The sequence below is a fragment of the Mesorhizobium sp. M0077 genome (genome assembly GCF_040322955.1).
Classification (GTDB): Bacteria; Pseudomonadota; Alphaproteobacteria; order Rhizobiales; family Rhizobiaceae; genus Mesorhizobium.
The window spans coordinates 15200-38850 of the sequence record NZ_JAMYUL010000015.1 but is presented as its reverse complement, the minus strand read 5'-3'; the positions used below and the strand labels follow the sequence as shown (position 1 = coordinate 38850).

The window sequence follows — 23651 nt, the reverse complement described above, 5'->3', positions numbered from 1 at the left end:
CGCTGGCTTTTCATGGCCGCGGCAGCAGATTGCCCAGTTCGGGGTGGTTCACGATGTCATCCGCCGGGATGGCGCGGTTGCCGGACTTGGAGTCTCCCCAGTAGTGCAGCGCGCGGACGTCCGGCGCGGCAAAGCCGACGACGGCGGCCCCCGAATAGCCGCCGACCGTGGAGGCGTCGTGGACGATGTGCGTCTGTTCCGGGGCTACCGGGTCCATCAACTCGCCGAAACTCACGCGCTTACGCTCGTCCGGGCGGCCGAATACCGCCATGATGTCGTCGGGCACGCTCTCCAGATAGCCGGGGTGGCCGACGATATATAGTCGGTCGATGTCGAACACATCGGCGCGTGATACGGCAAGGGGAGACGGGCCGGCGCCATGCACACACTCGACGCGCAGCAGCGCGGCGTCGACAGGATCGGAATCGGAGGCCACAAACGGCACGTCCATTATCCGGTAGAGGATCTGCCTTGCCGCACCGTTGTCGAAGGCGAAGTCGAGCAGCACCTCGTAGTCACCCTTCATGCGGGCCTTGTTCGTGCCAGGGAAACGCCGCGCGATGCGTACGCCACCGTCAGGCGGGAACAGGACGTGGCGGTTGGTCAGTGCCAGATCAGGGCCGATCAGGAATGCCGTTCCCTGGACCCAGGGAGGCCGGTTGGCAATGAGCCGGTCGGTGACCCGCACTGCAGCGGTTGCCGACGTGACCGTCCAAAGGTTCTTGAAGTGCTCATCGGCGAGCAGTTTCCACAGACCGGCCTCCGGGTAGACGCCAATGTCCTCCAACCCCTCCGACAGCACCCTGACCGCAGGGCGGCCGCGCACATGGACCACCGCCTCCAGAGCGATCGCCTCGGCTTGGTTGAGTGCTCCGTTGGACGCTACGTCGAGTTTCAGAAGCGCCCGGTTGGCGCTGGCGACGATGGTACGGGCGATCCCTTCCGCCTCCGCGGGGCCGATAGGTCGGCCTTCCTGGACACGCGAGGCCATCAGTCGCCTGGCGATGGCTAGGACGTCGCGGTCAGCGGGACCGCCGCTGGACGCGCCACCCGACTCCGCGCCAGTGCTTTCGAGACTACCCATCGGTTTCGCCACACCGCCTGCCTCAAGCTGGCCCGGGGCGCGCCCAAGGATCTTGTGTACGCGGCTCGCTGTATGCTCAAGCCGCAGCGTGTCGATATCGCTCATGGCCGCCCTCCCGTGGCGGTGGTGCGTGTCAGAGACGGCCCCAATTGTGTCCGCAAGCCCCTGGAGATCCGCGCCGGTGGCATGGCTTCCAGACTGCCCTCGCGGGCACGCGCCATGCGGGCACGGTCGAGCCCCATGCAGGCAAGCTCCAGCAAGCCCTGATTGTCGCTAAACAGCGGGGCCACCGCCTCGAGCTGGCTGAAGGCTCCGGTCTCCGCCAGCAGATCCCGCACCTGATCCGTCGTCGAGCGAGCACCGGCCGCTTCGGGTGCCCCCGCGAAGTCGGGCGCGCGGCGCAGCAGCGCTTCGGCGTTGACGATCCCTGCCCCATACTCGTCCGTGTCGAAGCCGGGTGGTACGTGGGCGCTTCGTTGCACTGTCGCCTTGAACACAGACTGCAACTTCGTTCCGGGCCTGAGGTTCTGAACAAGCTGGTTGCGCCCATGGTGGGCAAGCCAGCACGCGGCGACGCCAGCCAGGTGAGCGACCGCGTACGATGTTCCCTCGCCGCCGCCCACCTTGCCGGCATTGGTCGGATCGCGCGCGTCAGCGCGCAGCACAAGTTCTGCTGGGCCGGAGATATCCACGGCCTGGCCGTGGCTCGAGCCTTTCCAGGGCAGCATCTTCTCATTGATGCCGCCAACCGCCACGACCTCGTCATAGCGCGCCGGCCAGACGACCGTCCCGACGCAGTTGCCGGCTGCTGCGAGGACGATGATGTTGGCGTCCACCGCCTTACGGACCGCGGCTTGCAATGCCGAACCAAAAAGCCCGCCCAGGCTCATGGTGATCACATGCGCGCCCTGCAGCCTGGCATGGTTGATCGCCTGGGCCACGCGGCTCTGGTCGATAACGACGACGGAGGTGATGGCGCGGATCGGTATCAGGGTGGCCTCCGGCGCGCTGCCGCTCATCGCGCCAGCCTCGGGACTGGCAACCACGCTGCCAGTCGAGGTGCCGTGGCCAATGTTGCCAGAGCCCTTCATCGGATCGACGGGCGGTTTGCCGGGCTCGATGAAATTGGCCGAGCGCTTGTCCTTGTCGACTTTCGTGGGCATTTCCGTGTGGGTTGGCACCACACCGGTGTCCGGCTGGAACACGAGGATGCCCTTGCCGCCGCGCGGGCGCCCCTGCGCCTGCGAGAATGCCCAGGCCTGGCGAACATTGGTCTTGTTGATTGCCCAGTCCGGGTCCAGCGGAGCGTCGTCCTTCTCGTCCACCCAACACCAGAAGGCAAAATTCGCGCTCTCGGCGGTGCCGTCCGCCGGCGGCGCCGCGCCGACGGCGAAATAGTTAGTCGACAGGTCCGGCTCCACCGTTTCGCTGCCGAGCAGATGGTTGAGGTGGCGAGCGACGTCGAACAGGTCCGAGCGATCAGTGGCGACCACGCCTGGGATGGTGATGAGACGGAAACGGTCGAGCTGAGGATCGGCATCGAACAGCGGCCCGACCTCGACATCGAGGTTGAGCGCTCGGCTGACCTCAGCGCGAATAGTGCTGTCGGTCATCGGGGTCGACAGGGTGACGACGAGCCGAATATCGTCGGCGGAGGGCTTTTGGCTTTTCTGCACGTCGCCCCAGAAGGCCACAATATCGGCGATGTCGGCGCCGGCCGGCGGAGGCGGCGCGGCCGGACCTTCGCCGGCCGCCAGCCCGGCGGCGACCCCGGCCGACGCCATGATGCCGGCGCCCTCGGCGGTGGTGAACTGGTCCGCATCACGGATCTTGCGGGCGAAATCGACCCCTGCGAGTTGCTCGATTTCGGCGATCGGGCGCATGTACTTGACCCACTTGTCGGGCACCACCAACTCGGTGTCGACGCCCGACAGGTCCTGTTCCAGTGTGAAGCCGTAGCTCTGCAGCCGGCCCTCGGTGCTGGCGACAATCAGCTTCCAGAACTTTCGAGGGATCTTGATCGCGATCTCGCCCTCCGTGTCGACGCCGCGAAAGATCGGATCGTCCCCGGCGAGAACAGGTCCGCCGAAGACCGCCAGGTTCTCGGTTCGCGCGCTCTTCAGCACCAGGTTCTCAAGCGCGCCCCAATTGTCGGCCTCCTCGTCGGGCCGATTGAAACGGGCTGTCTGCGGGGAGCAGTTGGTGACATGAAACGTGTCGCCATTGGCGTTCTGCATCTCGGCGTAGGTGTCGCCCCAGGCGACGTCCTCCCGCCGCACGATATGACCCTTGTCGAAGGCCTTGCGGTCCTTGTTGTAGAACTTGTCCGGCAATTGCTCGGTGTCGAGGATTCGCCCATCGCCGAACCATTTCTCGCTATCGTCCTTGCCCATGCCGCCGAGGCCCTTGCGGCCATAGTCCGCTTGTGGCCGATTGCCCGGCCTCTTCCTGGCGGGATCGGCGCTGACATTTGCCGCCGCGAAAAGGGCCAGCCGTCGCGCCTTGTGCATAACCACTGAGAAGTGATGGTAGGAGATTTCGTGGCTGCCATCCGCCATGCGGACCAGTTCGTTCGGGCGTCGCGGCTTCGGCATGGGGACGGAGACCCCAAGGAATGTCGGATTATAGCCTTTGCGTGTCGAATAGTCGGTCTCGTGCACCGGCTCGACGGCGCGCTCGACGATAACCGTCGCGGTAGCGTTGGATTGTTGCGTGGTCACGGACGCGGCACCGAGTTGCGCCTGGCCGAGGCGGACCGTGATTTCGAGCGGTATGGTGATGCGCGTTTCTTCGCCATTCGCGGCCATTGCACGTCCTCCTGAGCCAGATGATGGGGATGCGTCCGCGGCGATAGGCCCAGTCGTGATGTCGACGGGCTCGGGCCGAGCCGAGCCGGTGGACACTTGGCGCCAGGCGTCGTCCCATGCGGTCGCCCTGCGCGTGACCGGGCCTGCGAAGGTCACGCCCGTGTCGATGACGCGCCCGTCGGCGGCCAGGGCGCCCGCGGGAACGCAATAGTTTGCGACGGCGTAACACCCACCGAAGTGGAGACCGAGCACATCGCCGGTCTCAAGATCGAGCACGCACGACCCCGAATTGCCGCCGAGCGTGGAACTGTCATGGAGGGCAGCGTCGACGACGCGGTTGTAGTAGGTGTCGACGGCTGCGATCTCGCGTATCTTTCCGGGTTGAAGGCGCTTGATGCCGTAGACCCCCGCGAACACATCGTTCTGGATGTCGGCGGGGTTGCGAATGTCGAAGGTCGGATAGCCGATCACGGCGACTTCCTTGCCCGTCATCGCGCCGGGATCGAGGGTTGAGAGACGCAGATGCTGGCGGATCGCGGGTAGACCTTCGACCTCAAGGAGGGCCATGTCCCAATGGGGGTGGATCATAGCAACCCGCAACACCTGCAGATAGGCCGTCGCTGGGAGACCGCGCTCCTTCAGGAAATCGATGCCTGCTTCGAGCCCCTGAATGAAATTCAGACCCGACGTCCCGAGGCCCTCCGCGAATGTCTCCGCGACATGCCGGTTGGTCATGAGCAGTCGGGGTCCGACCACGAAGCCGGTGCCGCCATAAGGCAGCGTGGGGTGATTTGGCAGTTCAATCCGGCCGATGCCGGGGAACTTCGCCTTCAGTCGGTCGCGGAGTTCCGGCTTGTTCAGATGCAGCCAATCGGGGTGTCGTGTGCTGAAGTCGCCGCCCACAATGTCAATGGCGGGTCGCTTCGCCGGCAAGATGACCGCTTCAAGATGGTAGCGTTCACGGGGATCGAGCATTTCGCCACGGTCCAGCTTCTGAAGTGTGGTGCGGGTCAGAGTTTCAGCCGCCCCCGCGCTTTCCGGCCCAGAAGCACCGGGCATCATTTCTTCGATCGTTTTGGACGCCGTCGTCTTCGTGAGGAATTCGCGCAGCTGATTTTGCGATGCAAAGGAAGTCATGACCGATTCGATGCCTCTTGCGTCAATTTCCAGTGCAGAACTATCTGAGTTCAGAATATGGGTGGTTTGCCGACGGTTTGGGTCTGCACTGGCGAAACCCGCTCCGCTGTCGCGAATCTCAAGCCCCGGGCAATGGCGCGACAACGGTCCGCGTTGCCGCAAGCGCGAGCGCGCTTTCGGTGGCCGCGCCGCTCGCATGAAATGGCTTTACAATTCTGATCGGTGTCCCATTGATCTCCGTCAACAGGCCGTTCCACACCATCTGATAAAGGCGCTTGAGATCGAATGTGTCCTGGGAGGTTAGCTTACTGTCGTTGCCGTAATTCATTATGCTGAATTTCTTATGCTCCCCGAAAATCTCGGCAGGCCAGTCGGTTTCGCTGATCAATGCAAAAAAATGTCTCAAGCCAAATATGTGGCCGATCTCATGGATAAGCGTTTCGACCTGTTCTTCCGAAGGCTGTTCGAACATACGCGGATAAAGCGTTAGCTTGTGACGCCCTGCGTCTGGGAAAAACGCACTGGCCAGGACGCACCCATTGTCATCGCAATCGTCCGTCGATCTCATGACGACTTCGAAGTCCCAGGAATCGTCGCGCTTGGCAAATTTGACGGGAGCCGAGTCGCCCCACTTTAAGATGGCTTGGCCGAGCAGTTCTTCTACAGCCGCTTTCGCCGCGGCCTGATTTTCAAACACTGCGAAGGAATTGTCACGGAAACGCCAGCGCAGTGTGGTGCCCTTGGCCCACAGCGGAATAAAGCCCTCGGACGCATCGACCACAATTTCTAGCGGCGTGCGTCCGTGTGGCGTTGTGTGCCCCCTCTTTTCCGTGTCGCAACGCACACCCTCTCTAATAATGTGGGCGTCTTTGACTTGCGCCTTTTTCGTTCTCGTCAGTTTGAACGGATTGGCGTTACCAGCTTGTTTGGACGCCGTAGTCTTCGCGTGTGAACGTGCCATCGACCTATCCTCCAATACGTTCGGTGCATGCGCATTGTTTGCGCTGACGTCAGTTTTACGCATCTTACACATTACGGCAGTTAGAAATTATAATATATGTCATACTTGTTTGTATGATACAACAGTATATTATGATAAAAACAGTATCTATGCGACTCAACACAAGACCTTTGGCAGTTCGATCAAGCTGATCTGTGCTGCCAGAAATAACTTACGTGTGTCGCGGTGACGAGAAACACCTGCCGCTGCAGGCGACCTTCTTGTTTGCCTATCCAGCTTTCACCGAGACGTGTATGTGGGACGAGTCCTCAAAGAAAACCCAGTCGCAACCCGCATCCACCGCCAGGCGAGCTAGCCTGCCGAGCTTTGCACCGTCGACCGGATTGGTCGTGAGGTCGGCGGCCCTGCCTTCGTAATGGAGCGAGGCGTCGGCATGTTCATTGTCCTCATCCCAAGCCTCCGTAACCCGCAGCTTGGCGCCGGGCCATTCCGACGCAACCACATTGGCAAGGGAATCCAGTTTGCTCTTGAGGCGGGGCGTCATCATGCGATCCGCGCCGGTGTTTTCCTCGTCCTTGAATACGATCTTGGCGTTTGTATTCGTGACAAGACCGGCGAATTCGGGATCGGTGCGTGTAATTTTTTTAGTGATCGGACCGCAGGTCACCACTTCCGATGCGTTGGGGACCTTTTGACCCTGCGATAGGTCGCCAGTGGTAAATGTCGCAGGACCGCCGCCTACCCGTCTATCGGATGAAGGCCTGATGCCGAAATATGCGTACGCCGCTGATACTGCCAGGCCAAGCCAGGTGGAGCCGATATCGGAAAGGGTCGAACTGGCCTTTGGGTAGAGCATGACGCCGACAACGAGTGCGGCCAAGCCAGTTGCGATCCATGCCAGAAGGTAGAGCACAACAACGGTATTGGTCGCGTAGACGGCGGCTTTGGATTCCGGCGCGAAGGAACCAACGGTGGGCGCATTTCCTGGTTCGGTAACCGTCAGGTGGGCAATGACCAATGCAGAGACCAAGCCGCCTACGGTGGTGACGACATACTTGAAGCCGTCTCCAAATAACGGAGATGCCGGCTCGCATACCGGCATGGACCGACAATTTTCGACGACCAACGAAATCACATAAAACGTCGAAAACGAAAACAGGCATAGAAGAAGTACTGCGATAACACTGCCGAAGAATGCAGTCATCGGAGAGTTCATACCCTTAGCTCCAGGTTACATCGTAAGTGTTTCTGCGATTGGCGGTGAGACGCTGACGACACACCTGCCGCTTTTCATTTGCTGTCAGCTCACGGTACTCGGCGGCTAGGCCCCGCAGCCGCATCTAGTTGATCGCCTCGATCCGAGTTCGTAGTTCTCGCTGCCGCTCAGAGGGGAACGTCAATGCTGGAGAAGCCGCGCTGATCTGAAGGGGGATCCTCCTCCTCGACTTCCGCACAACGGTCTCCATCGTCACTGATAATCTGGAGCGCGCGTCCGTCCTGGAGCACCATGGCAACTTCCGGATCAAGACCGGAGAGATTCGGTTGTGTCTCCCAAGCCACCGCTTTGTGCTCGGGCTCCCCATCCCACCAGTAGAGCGCGTAATCGACGGCTGCCGCGTCACTGGCCTTGCCAGCAACGATCAAATAGCGATCCCCAACCCGTTCCAGGCTGCGAATGCCGCGCCCATCCAGGTCGAGCATCGCCGTATCGCCGAATTCAGCCAGACTGTCTTTCGCGGCGAGCACCAGGTCGGCGTTCTTCAGCTTCACAACCGCCGCCTTGCCGTCGACGAGATTACGAAACCCGAACAGCAAGCCTCCATCGGGTGCGGCGGCGAGACCCTCGATGTTGATGCGACCGTCGGATGATCCTGAAAGCTTCACCAGCTGCGGCTTCAGATCCTCGCGCAAGACCCCCGTCGGTTCGAGCGTCGTGCCGCCGTTGCCCTGCACAATCCGGGTCGCGAAGATCACCTTTCTCTTTTTGTCGCTACCGCCCGAGCTATTGGACTGGGAGGCAGTCCAATAGACCGTGTCGCCTCTCGCAGTGGCGCCCTCGAGATCAGACTTCTCGTACCCGGTGAATGTCGTAAGATCCACGGAAGCAGAGATGGTGGGTGATCCGCGCTCATAAATCCGGATCACATTCGACTCGTCGCTTGCGACGGCGAACCTTGATGGGCCGATAAACGCTCCGCCGGAGGGCTCGCAAATCCCACTGTATCGCTGCAGGTCGGCCGTCGATCCGGCCGCTGCGGCTCCGCAAAAGAAAACGATAGCGATGCCGACGCTCCTGTTCATAGCTGCCTCCTTGCTGCCGTCTGTCGGACCCGCCGGCTAGACAATCCCGATTTCAATCAAAAGCGCGCAGGCATCGCCGTACCATTTTGCCGCCCGGTCGAGATGATCGCCATAAGTGCGCAGACCCCACGGACTATGCGCGCTGCTGTAAAGTCCGCCGGCGTTGAACGCGGCTGCCACGAAGATCGGATCAATGCCGCTCTTGTCGAGCCGGATCCGTATTTCTGCAGCGCCAAGATCAAGATTGGTCGCAAAGTCATACAGCGGATGACTGTCCGGTTTGGGGTGGGGTTTGGCCGGATACACCGGTGCGACCGCAAAAGGATCGTAGTTGAGGCCGAACGCCGTGCCTTTCGAGCGGATGACCCAGCGCGCCGTCGTGCCGAGCGATTGCACGGGGCCCGCCGAATAGTCCCCAAGCGTCGGCGGATTGACGTCATCGTTCTCGACATGCGCCTCCCAGCGAAATGTCTTCGGGCCTGTGAACTTGTCGGCTTTGTAGATGTGCGTCTCGGTCGCCACCGTCATCAAGAGCAGCGCCGGCGGTATGCCGTGTTTGGCGCTCGCGGCAAGCAGCTCCGAGCCCATGTATTGCATGATCTTCCTTATCGTATCGAGACTTTGCTCCGAACGCTGTTGCTCGACGGTGCCGTTCTCGCGGGTGGCAAGGCCACGCGCGTCGTACCGCCATTCCCTTGTTCCGTTGCCGAAAGGATGCCAATCCTTCTCATCCATTGGCGGGACGGCCGTCGGCGCGAAAGCAATCGAGGGCGCGCTGACAGTCTGCATGCGGTCCGATCTTGCAACATTGAGGGCAGTCGTGGCGTGATCGGCATCGAGCCGCACGGCAGATACAGCGAGGTCAAGAAGAAGCTGGCTTGGATTGCGCAGCCGGCTCGGGCGGGGGTTGGCCTTCGGCCAGGAATAGTTTTTGGTCGTGCCGCTCGAATAAGTTTCAAAATGCAGCATGTTCAATCGGCCGACAGTGCCGATCCGCTGCCCGGCGTTCACCCGGTCGCCGACGCTCAGGCCGAGCGATGCGAGCGAGTTGGGCGAGACTTCGCCGTAGTTGACCACATATCCATCGTGCTGCACCAGGAGCGCGTTGGTGTTTTCATAGAAGGGGTAGAAATTTGCGATTCTGCCGTCTTCAACGGCGACGATCGCGTCTCCTTCGGAACAATAGAGATCGATCGCGCAGTGATAGCGGGCGCCGCCGCTTCGATCGGCAAGGAAGCGACGTGAGGCGTTGGCACCCGAAGCGCCTCCGCCGACCAGTCGCGTGTTGACTTCCAAGGCGCGCGGATGGCGCGTCACAACAGGCCAATAGACTGTGCTTGCTGTGGACGCGGCGAACGCAATCGGGTCCCCAGTCGGGATCGGCAGGGCCTGCTCGGCAGCGGTGCCGGCGTCGGCATGCGCTGCAAAGTGATGATCGATGGACCTGAGCGCGTCGTCCATGGCCTCTGGAGCTAGCTTGCTCGCGGCTCCCGCCTTTGCCGCTGCGACAAAGGTGACGTCGGGCATTGCGCGCCTGCGCGATCCCCTGCTGTAGAAGGCGACGCGGTCGAGGAACGTTTGCCAGCCATCTGGCCGCCCGCGCAGGACGCTGGGGCAGTTTTTGCCGGTCCAGTCATGATGCTGGCGCAGGCCCTCGGGCACGGTGATGCCGAGCTGCATGCCCAGAAACACGCAAAGCCGTGCCGCCCGGTCGTATGCGGCTGCTTCATTCATGCCGCGATGCATGCAGATCTCGATGCCAATGCTGGATGCATTGGCGGCAGCATGGGCGTGCCAGCCCATCTCGTTGACCGGGAGATGCTGGTAGATCTCGTTGTCGTCCACCGTGAAGTGCCACGATACCTTGCGCGCGACTGCGTCGCTGCCGCGAATGTATCGATTGTGCGCGTCGGCATCGGCGCCCGGACCGGGGTTGTCGGTGTTGTGAATGGTAATAGTGGTCGGCCGTATCCGTGTGCCAGGCCGCGTCGGGAAACCCGGTGGCAAGAGGTCGACAATGATGCCCAGCGGATCGGCGGATGCCGCGCTGGTTGCCCGGTGCGAGCCGGTATTCGATCTGACCTTTGTTTTCGGTGCCTGGGTATCCAACGCATCCTCCTTCGATGGGCAATTCAATCGTTCGAACGATCTCACCAAATCGGCTTTGCAAAATTGTTCGTTCGAGATGCTCGCAATCCTAGATCAGGAAAAAAATCGCGGGCGTGAAAACACCGTGAAATACATCGATGCGAGCTTAAGGGGTGAATGGAGCCGCTATTGTGCGTGTGTCAGCTCACGCTTACCCAGCAACTCTTGCCGAACGGACTTCGCTCCCTTCAGCAGCAGGATTTTGCTTTTCCCCACGAGGATCAGCAAGGACGCATGAACATTTGCTTCTTCTAATGGATAGCGGGACGCAGAAAATTGCAGTAAGTAAATATGGGCACAGAATACTTCTGCAGGGCGGACATGCTAAAGCTAAATGCTCTCGGCAGGCTTACCCTCACCGATGAGGGGGGGCGTGATTTCGCGCCACAAGGTAGCAAGGCGCGCGGCGCGATTGCTCTTTTGGCCGTCGCGCCTGGTCACACCCGCACGCGGGCATGGCTGCAGCAGCGCCTGTGGAGCGACCGGGCCGCGGAACAAGCGGCAGGCAGTTTGCGGGCGGCCCTTAGTGAGATACGCCGCGCGTTGGGGCCGCACGGCCAACTGCTGGTGGCCTCGCGCCATGCCGTGACTCTAGACCCAGCGAGCTTCAAGGTCGTGTATGAAGCGTCTGCCGACATGAGGCGGGCAGGCACGGTCGAGGCCTTTGAAGACGTCGACGTGCACGACCATGAATTCGAACATGTTATCCGCGAGGTGCGCAGCCATGTCCTCGAGAGATGGATGCAGCAGCGTAGGGCAGCGCCGCGCCGAAGACGCATCGTGCTGGTGCGTAGCGATGCACGAGGAGCGCCAGCGGCCGATGTCGGCGCACGATTGTTGCAGAATCGGATTCTGAGCGCATTGCGGCAGATGGACGATTTGGAGATCATGAGTGCGGACGGGGACGGCGGCGCGGATGATCTCGATGCACCCGCAGGCCAACCGCAGGCGATGCTCTTGATCCGGGTGCTTTCCGTTGCGGTTGGTGGTGACGTTTTCCTGTCCTGCGAAATTCAGAATGGAAGACGGCTGTGGTCCGACAATGCAAGCGTACCTGGCGCCATCGGCGCGATGCACGAGTCGGTCGACTTGGACAGGCTTGCGCTCAACACAGTCGAACGGGTTTGCGAAGCTTTTGCCGAATCGGCATCGATTGATGGAGCGGATGCTTGCGCATCTGTCCTGGCGCACCAGGCGCGGAACCTGTTTTTTCGTCTTGACAAGAAAAGCCTCGTTGCTGCTGACAGCCTGTTCAAGCGCGCCTTTGAGATAGAGCCGCGCGGCCGGTACCTGGTGTGGCGGGGCTTCTTGCGCAATGCCGCATTCTTTCAACATCGAACGATGTCATTCCTGGACAACGTTGCGCCGGTCACCGAGCTCGCTGCGGAGGCGCTCCGCCACTCGCCCGACGATGCCGTTGTCCAGACAATCAGTTCGCAGATTGAATATATTCACCAAGGCAATCTGCGGACCCCGCTCGTGATGGCGCAGCGCGGCGTCGAGCGCGATCCGACGGACCCGTTGGGATGGGCGCTGCTCTCCAACGCCCTGAGCACAAACGGCAAGTTGGAAGAAGGATACCAGACAGCCCGGCGTGCTCTGGAACTTACAAAGCACAGTCCCTATCAGTTCTATTTCGAGCATTTCGCTTGCATGGCCGCAACCGCTCTGGCTGACTACGATCAGGCGCTGCTGCACGCCAGAACGGCGCTTCGCTTCCGCCCGGATTTTGTCTCGACACGGCGTTATGAGGTGGCCTTGCAGCTGCGCCGCGTTGAAGTGCCCCAGCTTCGCCAAGCTGTTAAGGCTCTGCGAGAGCAGGAGCCCGACTTTGCTCCAGCGGCGCTGCTTGATCCGGCCTATCCGGTCAACACGCTGCGGCGGCTGCCGATCATGGCAGCAATAGAAAAGAAGGCTGCGGGCCGGGCCGATGACTGGCTGGAAGCGTAGCTGGCCCATCCGCTAGCGACGCGGTCTGGCGTCCTACCGCCGTTGCGTGAAATCGTCGTGAATTCGTCCCCGACGGCCTGAAGAGCCCCAGCGCCCACTATCCTTTTTTTCCTGAAGCGCATTTACTCGAAGAAAGCTTCAATCGCGTTCAGCTAGGAGGCCTTGTTGCCTGGGTGGACAAACAAACTGCCCGAACGTCGCGATCGCCTCGGGCGTGAAGAAATCGACGCATGTCGCGCACGACAACCCGCGACCAGAAAGGACAGCCTGTGACCGCACCTGAGCGACGCAGATTTGACAGTGCCGAGCGGCAACTGCTTGACGCCGCGTTGGCAGGGCAGGAACTATGGCCCTATACCAGCAGCGGCGATCCAAAGCGGAATTTCTGGAACGAGGCCCGTGAGGCTTTGGAAAACTACTATAGCGACACGAGCGGCGAGCGTCTCCGCGCCGTCCCGGCGGGATCTGGCACCGCCGCCATCCACGTCGCGCTTGGCGGCCTCCAAATTCCCGCCGGAACGGAGGTTATCGTTCCACCAATCACCGACATGGGAACTGTCATGCCGGTGATCTTTCAGAACGCGATTCCCGTGTTCGCCGATCTTGATCCGAATACCGGATTGCTGACGGCCGAAACGATCGCGCGCGTCGCTACCAGTCGCACTTCGGCGGTCATTGTCGTGCACCTGGGGGGCTCGCCTGCAGATATGGATCCGATTCTTGATTTCTGTCGGCAACACAATATCAAAGTGATCGAAGATGCTGCGCAGGCTCAGGGGGCCAGCTATAAAGGACGTCCCGCGGGAACGCGAGGCGATGCTGGCTGCTTCAGCCTCAACTCCCAAAAACACATCACGTGTGGCGAGGGCGGCTTTGTCCTCGTAAGGAGCGAGGATGATTTCCTGCGGTGCCTCAACTTCTCCGACAAGCACCGCAACCGGACCGGCGTCACGGATCCCAATAGCGAGCACTACATATACAACGGGTCAGGTGTGAATTACCGGATGAGCGACCTGGAGTTCGCCATGCTCCTGGCGCAGCTTCCCAAATTGGCTAAAGTAGCGGCTCGCTTTACAGCCGTTGGCCAACGGCTTGATGAGAGGCTGTCAAAGATCCCCGGTGTGCGGCCGCAGCAACACCACGGCAAAGCGATCTCCAGCTATTTCTTTCAAATGTTTCGCTTGGAGCCGGATCTTGTAGCGCGCCGGGAAGATGTGCTGAAGGCAATGCGCGCCGCTGCGACTTCGGTCGGCATGGGCGTCGGTAAATCCTACGGCGATGAGACCCTTTATCGGACTGGGGTGTTCAGGAACCGAAACTTTTTCGACACTTTCGGACAACCCAACAACGAAACTCCAATCTGGCCGGCCGAGCTGGTTGCCCGACAAATCTTTCCGGATATCCCCGAGACTGTCTTTGACTATAAGCAGACACACTGCCCGGAAGCTGAAAGGTGGATCGAAAGCTCGTTGCAGATAGTGTTCCACGACGGCCATGAACCACATCACGCCGACATCGTTGCTGATGCAATTGAGACCGTACTGTCTATCTAACACGGATCGCCCAGAAAATGGACAGTGGGACGGGGTATCGTCGAAGGCGAGAGCGATCCCCTGAGGTAGAACACCGTCGCCCGAAGCAACGGGTTGCCAGACCTTATGCCTGACGACACTGAGGGACCTTGCGGTATTAAAATAACGATCACTGCAGGTATAACATAATCTGGCAGACCGGTGACTACACCAATGGGGGACGCGGATGCGTGTCTGTGCAAATGCTATAACGCTGATTTGGATGTTGCTCGGCATCTTTGCTATTGCGCCTCGGCCGGCTCACGCCGCCTGCGACGTTGCGGAGAACGCCTCGCTCGATACGGCGGCGAGTATCCTCTTCAAGTGCTCAAGCACTATGGCTCTTTCTGGTCTGCCTGCCGGGGAGAAGGAGTTCGTTGCCAATTTTTCCTTTCCGAAGACCCTCCCAGCCGTGGAGACTCCATGGCGTGGGATCGACTTTCGAGTACAGCCTGAGCGTTACCTTCGCACTCTTCTTGCCTATGGGCTGAAGGATAATGTCTCTATTGACTGGAGGATCGAGAAAGGATCGCAAAGTTGGTGCCACGCGCCGTGGTTTCAGGATATTCGCGAGCGCATTCACGGTATGACCCGCGAGCGAGGATCGCGCCTCTTCGAACTCTCGGAGCATCAACGCTCTCGCGACGAAAACTGGGCAATTGGGTTCTACAACGGGGTTGGATGCTATGGGCTCGGTCAGGTTTGGGGGGACCCCGCGCGACCGAAGACCAAGGCCATGGTGTTCCCGCCCAACACATTTGCAATCAAGCTGCTCTTCACCACCGCGCCGGTTTCGCGGGTGCCATATCTAACCGGGTCGAAAATATGGAACGCCGCCATTGGCGAAGGCGGCTCCGTGCAGGAAATGCGCCTTTTGCAGGTGGATGTTGCGGTGAAGGATCCAGCGGCTGGCGCCCTGACAGGTTGGGTTTTTGGCACGTTCATGTACGACGCCTATGCACCTGGTGACGATGTCTGGTCAAAGCTCGTTCCCGTGGGACTGATGTGGGGAAACGACCCTGAACTGACTGCCAAGAAGTATCAGGAAGATGGAGGCACCGTGCAGGAGAGCTGGGTCAATCCCACGGTAGCTGCCCGGTTTTTCTCGCTGCCTCGGCACCATCTTGGACTGTTTGGGCGCCTCAATGGACCCGTCGACAACTTCAAGTCTGCATGCCTTGCCTGCCATGCGCGTGCCCTCGATTGGGGTCGGGGAATTCCGCCTGAAGGCCCTGTTTTTGATGAAATGAATGGCCTTTTGCCGTTCACCATCAATCCTTACGATGAACAGGCGCTGAGACATTATTTCAAGAATCGCGCACCCACAGAACCATTCGTCGCCGAGACCCAGTCGCTCGACTATTCACTCCAGCTTGCGGGTGGCATTTTCAATTTTCGCCGTTGGGTGGATCTAAAGTTTTCATCCCAGGCCGCGGAAACGCGCGATGTTGCCCCTTACATTTTTGAAGCAGAAAAGAGCGGCAACGCCGAAGCAGCACTGTCCAGGATACTGCCGCCGACACAAGACAGGTCCCACGTGGGTCCTTCGCCGTTTTCCCGCGACGAACCATGAAGAACGCTTACCCAACTTGCCGGTGTGAGGTCTCCCACCGCAGGGTGAGCACCTAGTGGAGGAACGACGTTGATGCGTGCAATTGTGACTTTCGCTTGGCTTTGTGCGTGGACGGGCTGTTGTCTTTGCACAGTCGACCACAATTGTATCCTGGAACATAGGTCGTGGGTTGGAGGAGTCCATGCTTGGCCGGCAAGCTGACTTCGCGGGCCTGGATGCTGAATTGTCACCCGATGTGGTCGTAATGGTCGAGGTGATCGGGCGAACTGGCGCCGAAATCGTTGCCAATCACTTAGGGTGGTCAAACTATCACGTGGCGGTATCCGACCTATCGGTTCCAAATACAGCAGCCCACGAGGGCCTGGAGGTCGCGGTTATCTCCAAGATTCCGATGATCCGCGTCACAGAGTACGATGTGAAACTCGACGGGCGGACGCATGAGGTCTTTGGAAGCTTCGGCGGACTGCAAGTGGCGGAAGAACTTCTAACTTCGAGCGGTCTTTCGCAGGTCCAGCCAACAGGAGGCAACGACCGCGGTACCCTGCGCGTGGATCTGGCGAACGGCCTTACGATCTTTCCTGTGCATCTGAAGAGCAATATCAACAATGCATGCTCCGACGCGACGGACGCAAACCGGGCATTGGAAAATATGGCCATCGATGTTCCAGCCAAGCTCATCACAGCGATAGCACAAGGCTTTGCCCGTCAAGTAGATGCCGATAAACGCAACGCGGCCGAGCGAGAACGCGTGATCGCCGCGGTGAAGGTCGTCGCCGACAAAGCGACCGCAGAAGGCCGCACAACGATCATCGCCGGCGACTTCAATACGAGTCTTGAACAGGGCAAAGCAGGGTCCGCTTTCGCGGACTGCAATCTCCAGCCGTTTGAATGCAAGAAAGCGCCCTTTCCCGCCGCAGCCTGCGTCGCCGGCGACGGGTTCGACGATACTTTCGCAATCCTGACGACACCCCTCATCGGTGCAAGCGCGTTTGCGTTGCTTACACAGGGGCTGGGTCGCACTTACAAGGACACCGCTTTTGCCGACGCTGCAATCGATCACATGGCTGTGCCGGCTGGCGATCAAGCCGATTTCAAAGCGCCGACGCTTGGTTGCAACGCCGGCGTCGACCTGGCGCAGACCGATTGGGCGGCGAAAGCTTGTCAGTTGCACGGGTCCGATCACTTCGCAGTCGTGACCACCTACGACCCATAAACGGTTTTGGCGGATCCTGAGCAATCACTCATCGAAAAGGCGCGCAGCCACCCGCCAAAACGCAGCGTGTTGCACCTGCTAACTTAAAGGAGAGGGAACCGTGACACTTCAAGCTGCAGATTTCTCAGAAGACCGCTGCATGGCATGCCGGCTCAAAATCGAACACGGCGCCGAAAAGTGTCCTCACTGTGGCACATCTCAAAAGAAGAGCTGGTGGGGCAATCTTGGGAACGCGTCAACGGTCTTGGCTATAATCACCGGTTTGGCGTCAATCGCCACATTTCTGGTCGTCGGACTTCCGGCACTAACCAAACAAGTGACGGAAAATCGTGCCATTGTGGCTGCCAGCTTTGTGGGCGGAGGGTCCAGCCCGGGGGAGGCCGGGTATGTTGAAATCTTGTTCGTGAACTACGGGCTCAGGTCGGCGATCGTTTTCAAGCGGTACCCATGTTATTCCTATACCGAAGATGACAAGCAGGTAGTGGACAGCTCGGGTCAATCATATCCAGAGATATTTATTACGACCGCAGACAATACGACCGTCGACGGCCAATCCACGAAGATCATCCGCTTTGACTCCCAGGGCGGGCTTCCTCTCCCGGAAGGCTCCCAGCAGAATGTCAAAATCACCTATCAGCTCTGCGATTTACAATTCGTCGACATATCCGATGTCCCAAAACCGGGCGCAGAGCCACGCATTCAACGCTTGCAAGTGAAGGTGCCGGTATAATGTCAGTGCTGATTTCGCAGACGTTGCGCAAGAATATGCTGACGAGGAAGGACGTCCCGGTGTTGCCGAGATATTCAGCTGCTGCCCGTCGTTCTGCAGGCGGCTCATTTCTCACCTAAGTGTCAGTGCCTCGACGCGCAAGAGCGCACGGTCTGGAGTGTCGGGTTTGCTCTGAGACGTCGAGAAGGATCAGCGCTAAGATATGCCAAGCATCATCACAAGCGGGTTCGCTTCTTCTCGACGGTCGAGCTGGTCAATGCGCTGGAACAGCAGAAGGCACAGGGACGATCGGGCCAGATCGCCAATAGCCCAGCGAGTGGGCCAGTGTCTTCGGCGATGCCAAGATGACAACCGCGCTACTCGACGGGCTGACCCATCATTGCCACATCCGCGAAACCGGAAACGACAGCTTCCGATTCAAAAACAGCTCTGCCCACGAGCCTAAAAAAGCGAAGGAGAAAGCCAGAACCTTGACCCTCAATCCCGAACCGAAACATACATGAAAGGCGGGTCAAATCTCGGTGGAAACGCCGGGTCAGTTCTCAGTGAAAATCAACACCATAGTCATACGGAGGCAGGCACCGAAGCGCCCCCGACCATCGAAAGACTGGGGCAGCTTGTCGAACGCGCCAAGGCAATTATCACCAAAGCAAAATCTGATAAGTGGAAGGACTAGAGATTTTGATGCAGTACACTCAGCAGTCAAGGTCGCCTTCTCATACGTTCTCCACGACGTGAATGGCAGCTTTGCGCCCAATTTCGGCCGTTCAGGTCTGTAGCGTCGTCTCCTGAAAGCCGACTTCGTTCATGAAGACATCGGAGACTTCGTTGAGGATCAAATCGGGCGTCCATCCAATCGCTTCCGTGCTTCGTGAGCGGACCTCCCTGTAGGTGCCCGCGCGGTATCTTCGCGCTAAGGGATGGGACGCAGCTGTCGGCACTGCCGCCTAAGACGAGGTCGCCCGTCGCGCCGCGCGTCGGCGGGCGGCCCGGTTGCGGCGAGGCAGCCGCTGGCGTTGCGGAGCCTGGTTTCTGAACCTGTTGTCGATCTGCTCAAGCGTTTCCTTGACCGTGTAAGCCTGGATTTCGACCAGCTGCTCGAAAAGCTCCAGCCCTACCTCGCGGGTATCGTCGCCAATGCGGTGAAGCGTAATCGCAAGGTCAACCAGCTCGGAAGCGGAGCCCGCTATCCCTGTCTGGATGTCCCCGAGTTCGTCACGCCAGGTCTCGATCAGTCTCCTGGCGATCTTCGCCACGAGGAGAGCGCAATGGGGGAGAAGTGTCTGGAGGCGATCCACGACGAACGTCGCGTTGATTTTCGGAGCGCCTTCAAGGTTGGCCTCAATGGCAGTGAGCAACGCGACCCAGCTCGGATCGGGCGTGATCTCGTCTACGAGCCGGAACACGTCGAAAAGGTTGTTCCAGGCAACGCCGCTTATCTGGGGGATTACGCGAACGAGTAGCTCAGACGCGCGCTCCCGACACTCAAGATCCGGAAACAGGTTGACGGCGGCATTGATGGCTCCAAGCCGTGTCGAGTCCGTACCCGGTCCAAAGACGACCTGCTCCAGCAATGGCTTCGTCCAGGGCAGCTTCGGTTGCAGGAACGCAATCAAGGGCGTCAGCTCACCTGCAAGCTGCTCGAAATACTCGTCGCCGGAGGCGGCCCACTTCTCCAGGTAAGAACGCACGAAACCGGCATGCCTCCAGTGAAGGTAGGCGAACAGAATGGCAAGCTCGGTAGTCCTCAGCAGAGCCGGGTAGCGTTTGAAGACGGTGTCCAGGAGCCCCTCAAGCTCTTCCCTATTGGTCGGCTTAAGGTAGCGTAACCAATGAAGGATGGCCCTCCATACCCGATCGTCTTCTCCGCGCTCGCTGGCGCGTGTCAGTACGGCCAGGACGCGGTCGTGCTGCCCTGCCAGCAGCAGGGCATGGACTAGAACATCCAGCTTGGGAAAGCTTCCAGCGGGAAGTGTAAAGGCGGAGCCCATTCCCCAGAGGATGCTTTGCTCCCGCCTTCCTGCGTCCTTCTCGCTGGCCTTCTCCTCTCCCGTGTCGAGGAGTTCTTGATCCTGATCGTCGCTCCGATCTTCCTTAGGCTGCGCTGTAGCGGTGTCTGGAGCGGCAGGCTCATTGAGCCACTTCTCAATGATGTCGAGGGTTTCCGGTGAGACCGCAATCTCCCGGCGGACCAATCGGCTGACGGCCTCGGACGCCGAGTTCTGAAACTCATCGCCGGTGAATCCACGCCCGTCGAGTTCGGCCATGAGATTCATCACAAGCTGAGGATCACCCGCTTCGGCGATGGCCTCCAGCGCGTAGCCTGCTGCGCGGGTCCCAAAGCTCGGCTCGAACTTGCGTATGAGCGTAGCGGCCCGCTGGGGGTCGGTCTTTGCAAACTCCGCGAAGGCCCGCGACAGCTGTATGTTGCCGCCCTCCATCATGCGGTTGGGATGGTCCCACTCATACTTGTCCGGCAACTGGCGGAAAGCGTTGAGAACTTCGTCGTTCTGCGCCTTTGCGAGCTGCTCCGCCGAAATGGGCGAACCTATCCACGACGGCCCATAATGCCGTATTCCCTCGTCCGAACCGGGGAAGCGGCGGCGTTCTTCCATCACAAGGCGGCGGGTCGCTCCCGGCAAGCGTTCGGAAGGCAGTGCCGATAAGAGGCCCAGCTTTATGCGACGAACCCTGTCGCTGAAAAGTTTGCGGCCTTTGACGTCCAGATCGGGATAAGCTGTCGGTGCGTAAGCGTTGACGGCGGCGATAAAGGCTTCGACATCCGCGTCGGACCAGTGAAGGCTCGCCTCCGCGATGAGGCGCTTTGTTGTCCCAGAAGGGTCTTCGTGGTTTCCGAGCCTAAATCGTCTCGGATCGCCCTGAAGGAAACGATACGCGACTTGCGCATACTGATCCGGGTAGAGCGATAGTACATGCGCGAACAGCCGCTGGGCAGGATTGAATTCATCTCCTTCATGCTCTGACAGCCATTGAAGAAAGTTCTTTTCGTCGTTGAGGGCAAGGGTCTCCAACGCAACGCGAATGGCGCTGAGTATGGGGGGGTCAGAACGCCCTTGACTCCGCTCTTCCTCTTCGAATTTGAAATCGAGCGTGTGCTGCAGCGGATAGGAGAGGCTGTGTTCCTCGCTGTCAAGATCGCGAAGCGCGACCATCGCTTCGGTCAGCCAAGGCCACAGGGCTCCAAGGAACAGCGCGGGATTTTCCTTTCCAAGTGCCTCCAGGGTGTCCCAGGCTTTCGCCTGCTCGACGACACTTTTGATCGGCTCTCTGGGAGACGAGGATATGCGCGAAGTCCAGGAGCCGTCGCCGTCCTCTTTGGGAGCGGACGCTATCCTTCTGGCCGACTCCTGTTTTGCCGACTGAAGCTCCTGGTCGAGCTTTGCGAGCAGAAGCTGAACCGCAACCTCCGGCTGGCTTACGCCGATTGTGGAGATAATAAATTCGAGGCTATGCGCGTGCATTGCGGTACGCGCAATCAGCGCCCTCGCCATCTCGACCATGCCCGGCGTCCACACCCGCGCCTGACCCAGGGCAGCCCAGGTGAAGCCATCCCAGCCCGGCAACGCCGACCAGTTCTCGGCGATCAGCCTCTCGACCTCGCGGGCAGCAAATACCCAAGCGCGATTGAGAACGCCCAGAGCCAGGGTGGCTTCCTTGTCGTCGTTCATCGCACGGACAATCTCAGTGTGTTTGTACCGCTCAAACCATCCGTGACTTCCTGCCATTGCCATGAAAGCCGTTGGTCGCCTGTCCGACGCAAGCGCTTCGTCGAACAGGCGTGCCTCCACGCCGTCCGGCGTCGGCTGCTGACCGAGGAATTCAACGAGAAGTGTCCGGAGATGAAGCCGCAAATCCTGGGTATGGAAGAGCGATTGCATCTCCACGCCGTAGGCAGTCGGATCAACCTCCCTAAGATAGGTCAGGGCGGACCACAATTTCGGCCGCACGAACAGCGAAGTCTGCCGGGCGATTGTGAACTCCGATAGCCGTCCTTGGCTGCGGGTGAAGGATCGTGCGAGGGCATGTTCGAACATGGTCTGGTGGGAAAAGCCTATCTTGCTTCCGGCCTGGCCCAGGTCTGAGAGCATTCCCGCCCTCACGAGATAGGTTATGTCCTCCGAGTCCTGGTCAAATCGCGCGGCGGGGAGCCACAGGATTTCCTTCTCCGCCATCTGGTCTGCGATGTCGGTGACGAGCTTCGCAAGCCGCGACCCGCTGGGCTGCCTCGTTATCGTCTCCGCCCACATCTGGTCCAGCATGAGCTGGTACTTGCGGAAGGGCTCGCTGCTCCTCTCCTCCAGCTTCAGGAACGTTTTCAGCGCCTGGGGCGACCGTAGAACTTCCTGCGCGTCGGCAGGCCAGCCTGCGGGTTCGAATCCATGGCGCTCCAGCACAGGAACGACCTCGGACCAGGGCGGCAGGTCCAAGTGAATTGTTTCGGCCGTGATGGTCTTGAGACGGACGTCGTGCTCGTACTCGAACTCGCGAGCCGACAGGACAACGTGCACGTTTGTCAGGCCGCTGACGCGCCGGACCAGGCTCAGCAGTACACTCAGCCGCCCAGTCTTTATGTCCGTGTAGCCTGCGAGCGCATCGAGCTGGTCGATCATAAGAACGACCGGTCGCAACTGACTTATCCGCCAGAGCATCGCGCTGGGACGAATGGTAAGTCCAAGCCACTCGGCGAGATCGTCTTCGGTTTCGATTGCCGAGTCGAGCAGGTCGGCCTTGATGGCCAGAACCCTGATGCCATCCTTTATGAGCGCGTTGGCTACTTCGGCGAGCAGCGCTGACTTGCCGGAACCCGGAAGCCCAAGGACGGCCTGCGTCGTGGTCTCCTGCCCCGCGATAGTCTCGAGAATCTGGTCCTTCTCCGGGCGGCTGAAGTGGGTACCGTCCGGAAGTGTCTGCGACCACTCGAGCAGGTCGCGCGGGACACGGCCTAGTTCGTCGTCCCTCATCTGCACTTGCCGGAAGGACTGCTCGTCTACAACACTTGTTAGAACAGCGTTGTGCTCCTGGAGCAGCAACGCCTTTGTTTCGGGTGTGTCGATCTTTGCCTTGTCGTCGCTAGTCGCGCGAATGAGCATCAGGAAAGAACCGCGCTCGGTCGAGACAAGTTCGATCCCGGCATTGCCGGTTATGTGCCTGAGAGATTCGATGATCGCGTCCACCTTCTGAACGTGGAAGTCGTCCGCATCGCCTTCGAAATTCAGAACAATGACGCGCGTCTGAACCTTCTTCACCTTTGGAAGGGCGAGTGCTTCACCCGGCTCAGCGGTCGATACCTCGCTCTCGCGTTTTCGAATGGCGCGCTCGGCATTTCTTCTCTCAACCTCCGGCTCCCAGTTCGCCTTGTTGTACCTCAGCATCTCCGGCGTGATCGAAAGCGTGAGCTGTGTGGGCGAACGATGCGCTTGGTCGTGGCAGGTCGGGCAGAGGACAATCAGATTGTCGTAGCTGTTGTCCTGTGAGGTCGAATATTCCTCGATGTGATGAACGATGAAGGACTGACCTTTGTCGCCCTTGCAGCAGTTGCAGAGGTAGTTGCTGTTTTCGAGAAGCGAGAGCAGTAACGCCTCATCAATTGGCTGACGTACTACGGCGGCCTTGAGTGCCTTGGCTTCCTCCCCCGTGAAGCCTTTGTCTTTGATGTCCTTCTGACTGGCTGTCCTGACTTTCGTGATCGTAAGCCCAGCCGTCACCGCGCGTTGTCCCAGCTCCTGTGACACGCCGTATTGCAGAAACTTGACTAGATTCGTCTCAAGCCTTGGGGCCACAAAACCTCTCAGCGGGGTGCGCCAGATACGCTCTGCAAGTGGGCAAAAAACAGGGATTGCAGCTTATGTAACAGACCTAGGTGCGGGAATACGGTGAGAGCCAATGTATCGGAGTTATCCCGCGAATTGTGTAGTGCCGGGGAGTGCAGATCGGCAACGCTGCACCGCCCAATCGTTGATAGGCGCTATGCAGCGGGGCTAATCTCATAAGCTACTTGCATTTCTGATCGATCTGAGACCCGCCGCGAGCAAAACTTGAATGTCTGCTATTCGTTAAATCGTCGCCCGAACCTACCGGTCTGCAAGCGGCCCAAAGGCTGCCGGACCGCAATGCGCCTTCACTTCGGCCATTCGATCTCATCCGCCTGCGTCTTG

Annotated in this window: 12 protein-coding genes and 1 pseudogene; 6 read left to right on the top strand and 7 right to left on the bottom strand. The window is 59.7% G+C overall.

Features of this window, described 5'->3' with window-relative positions; all coding sequences use genetic code 11:
• Positions 1-10 precede the first annotated feature (10 nt).
• The 6 genes from NKJ57_RS24740 to NKJ57_RS24715 all read right to left on the bottom strand — a co-directional run bounded on the left by NKJ57_RS24740 (position 11) and on the right by NKJ57_RS24715 (position 10399).
• Complete coding sequence (locus tag NKJ57_RS24740; protein ID WP_023672411.1) at positions 11-1189, bottom strand: trypsin-like serine peptidase; 1179 nt, start codon at positions 1187-1189, stop codon at positions 11-13.
• Positions 1186-5028 (bottom strand): DNA/RNA non-specific endonuclease, encoded by a 3843-nt coding sequence (locus NKJ57_RS24735; protein ID WP_352512981.1) that lies wholly within the window; start codon positions 5026-5028, stop codon positions 1186-1188. Before NKJ57_RS24735 ends, NKJ57_RS24740 begins: the two co-directional genes overlap by 4 nt.
• A 118-nt stretch (positions 5029-5146) precedes the next feature.
• The gene (locus NKJ57_RS24730) at positions 5147-5989 is read right to left on the bottom strand and encodes a matrixin family metalloprotease (RefSeq protein ID WP_031214812.1); all 843 of its coding nucleotides are present in this window, start codon (positions 5987-5989) and stop codon (positions 5147-5149) included.
• A gap of 268 nt (positions 5990-6257) precedes the next feature.
• Positions 6258-7193 carry a hypothetical protein gene (locus tag NKJ57_RS24725; protein WP_023807855.1) on the bottom strand — a complete coding sequence of 312 codons (936 nt, stop codon included), beginning with the start codon at positions 7191-7193 and terminating at the stop codon, positions 6258-6260.
• A gap of 179 nt (positions 7194-7372) precedes the next feature.
• Positions 7373-8290 (bottom strand): DUF3616 domain-containing protein, encoded by a 918-nt coding sequence (locus tag NKJ57_RS24720; protein ID WP_023669242.1) that lies wholly within the window; start codon positions 8288-8290, stop codon positions 7373-7375.
• 36 nt (positions 8291-8326) lie between these two features.
• Positions 8327-10399: an N-acetylmuramoyl-L-alanine amidase gene (locus NKJ57_RS24715; RefSeq protein WP_050588523.1), complete on the bottom strand. Its 2073-nt coding sequence runs from the start codon at positions 10397-10399 to the stop codon at positions 8327-8329.
• Positions 10400-10759: 360 nt separating this feature from the next.
• Between NKJ57_RS24715 and NKJ57_RS24710 the strand changes: the two genes are divergently transcribed.
• The 6 genes and pseudogenes from NKJ57_RS24710 to NKJ57_RS30920 form a co-directional block, all read left to right on the top strand.
• Positions 10760-12388, top strand: a complete 1629-nt coding sequence (locus tag NKJ57_RS24710; RefSeq protein WP_352512982.1) for an AfsR/SARP family transcriptional regulator — start codon at positions 10760-10762, stop codon at positions 12386-12388.
• A gap of 230 nt (positions 12389-12618) precedes the next feature.
• Positions 12619-13941, top strand: a complete 1323-nt coding sequence (locus NKJ57_RS24705; protein WP_023827285.1) for a DegT/DnrJ/EryC1/StrS family aminotransferase — start codon at positions 12619-12621, stop codon at positions 13939-13941.
• 241 nt (positions 13942-14182) lie between these two features.
• Positions 14183-15532 carry a hypothetical protein gene (locus NKJ57_RS24700; RefSeq protein ID WP_023746221.1) on the top strand — a complete coding sequence of 450 codons (1350 nt, stop codon included), beginning with the start codon at positions 14183-14185 and terminating at the stop codon, positions 15530-15532.
• A gap of 181 nt (positions 15533-15713) precedes the next feature.
• Positions 15714-16745 carry an exonuclease/endonuclease/phosphatase family protein gene (locus NKJ57_RS24695; RefSeq protein ID WP_156936421.1) on the top strand — a complete coding sequence of 344 codons (1032 nt, stop codon included), beginning with the start codon at positions 15714-15716 and terminating at the stop codon, positions 16743-16745.
• Between the two features lie 100 nt (positions 16746-16845).
• Positions 16846-17475, top strand: coding sequence for a hypothetical protein (locus NKJ57_RS24690; RefSeq protein WP_155922515.1), 630 nt, complete (start codon positions 16846-16848; stop codon positions 17473-17475).
• A gap of 314 nt (positions 17476-17789) precedes the next feature.
• Positions 17790-17978: pseudogene (locus NKJ57_RS30920) on the top strand (ATP-binding protein); the annotation flags it as partial.
• Positions 17979-18422: 444 nt separating this feature from the next.
• On the opposite strand, the gene NKJ57_RS24680 reads toward NKJ57_RS30920, so the two are convergent.
• A complete protein-coding gene (locus tag NKJ57_RS24680) occupies positions 18423-23228 on the bottom strand; it encodes an HNH endonuclease (protein ID WP_156936422.1) in 4806 nt (1601 codons plus the stop codon).
• Positions 23229-23651: the final 423 nt, after the last annotated feature.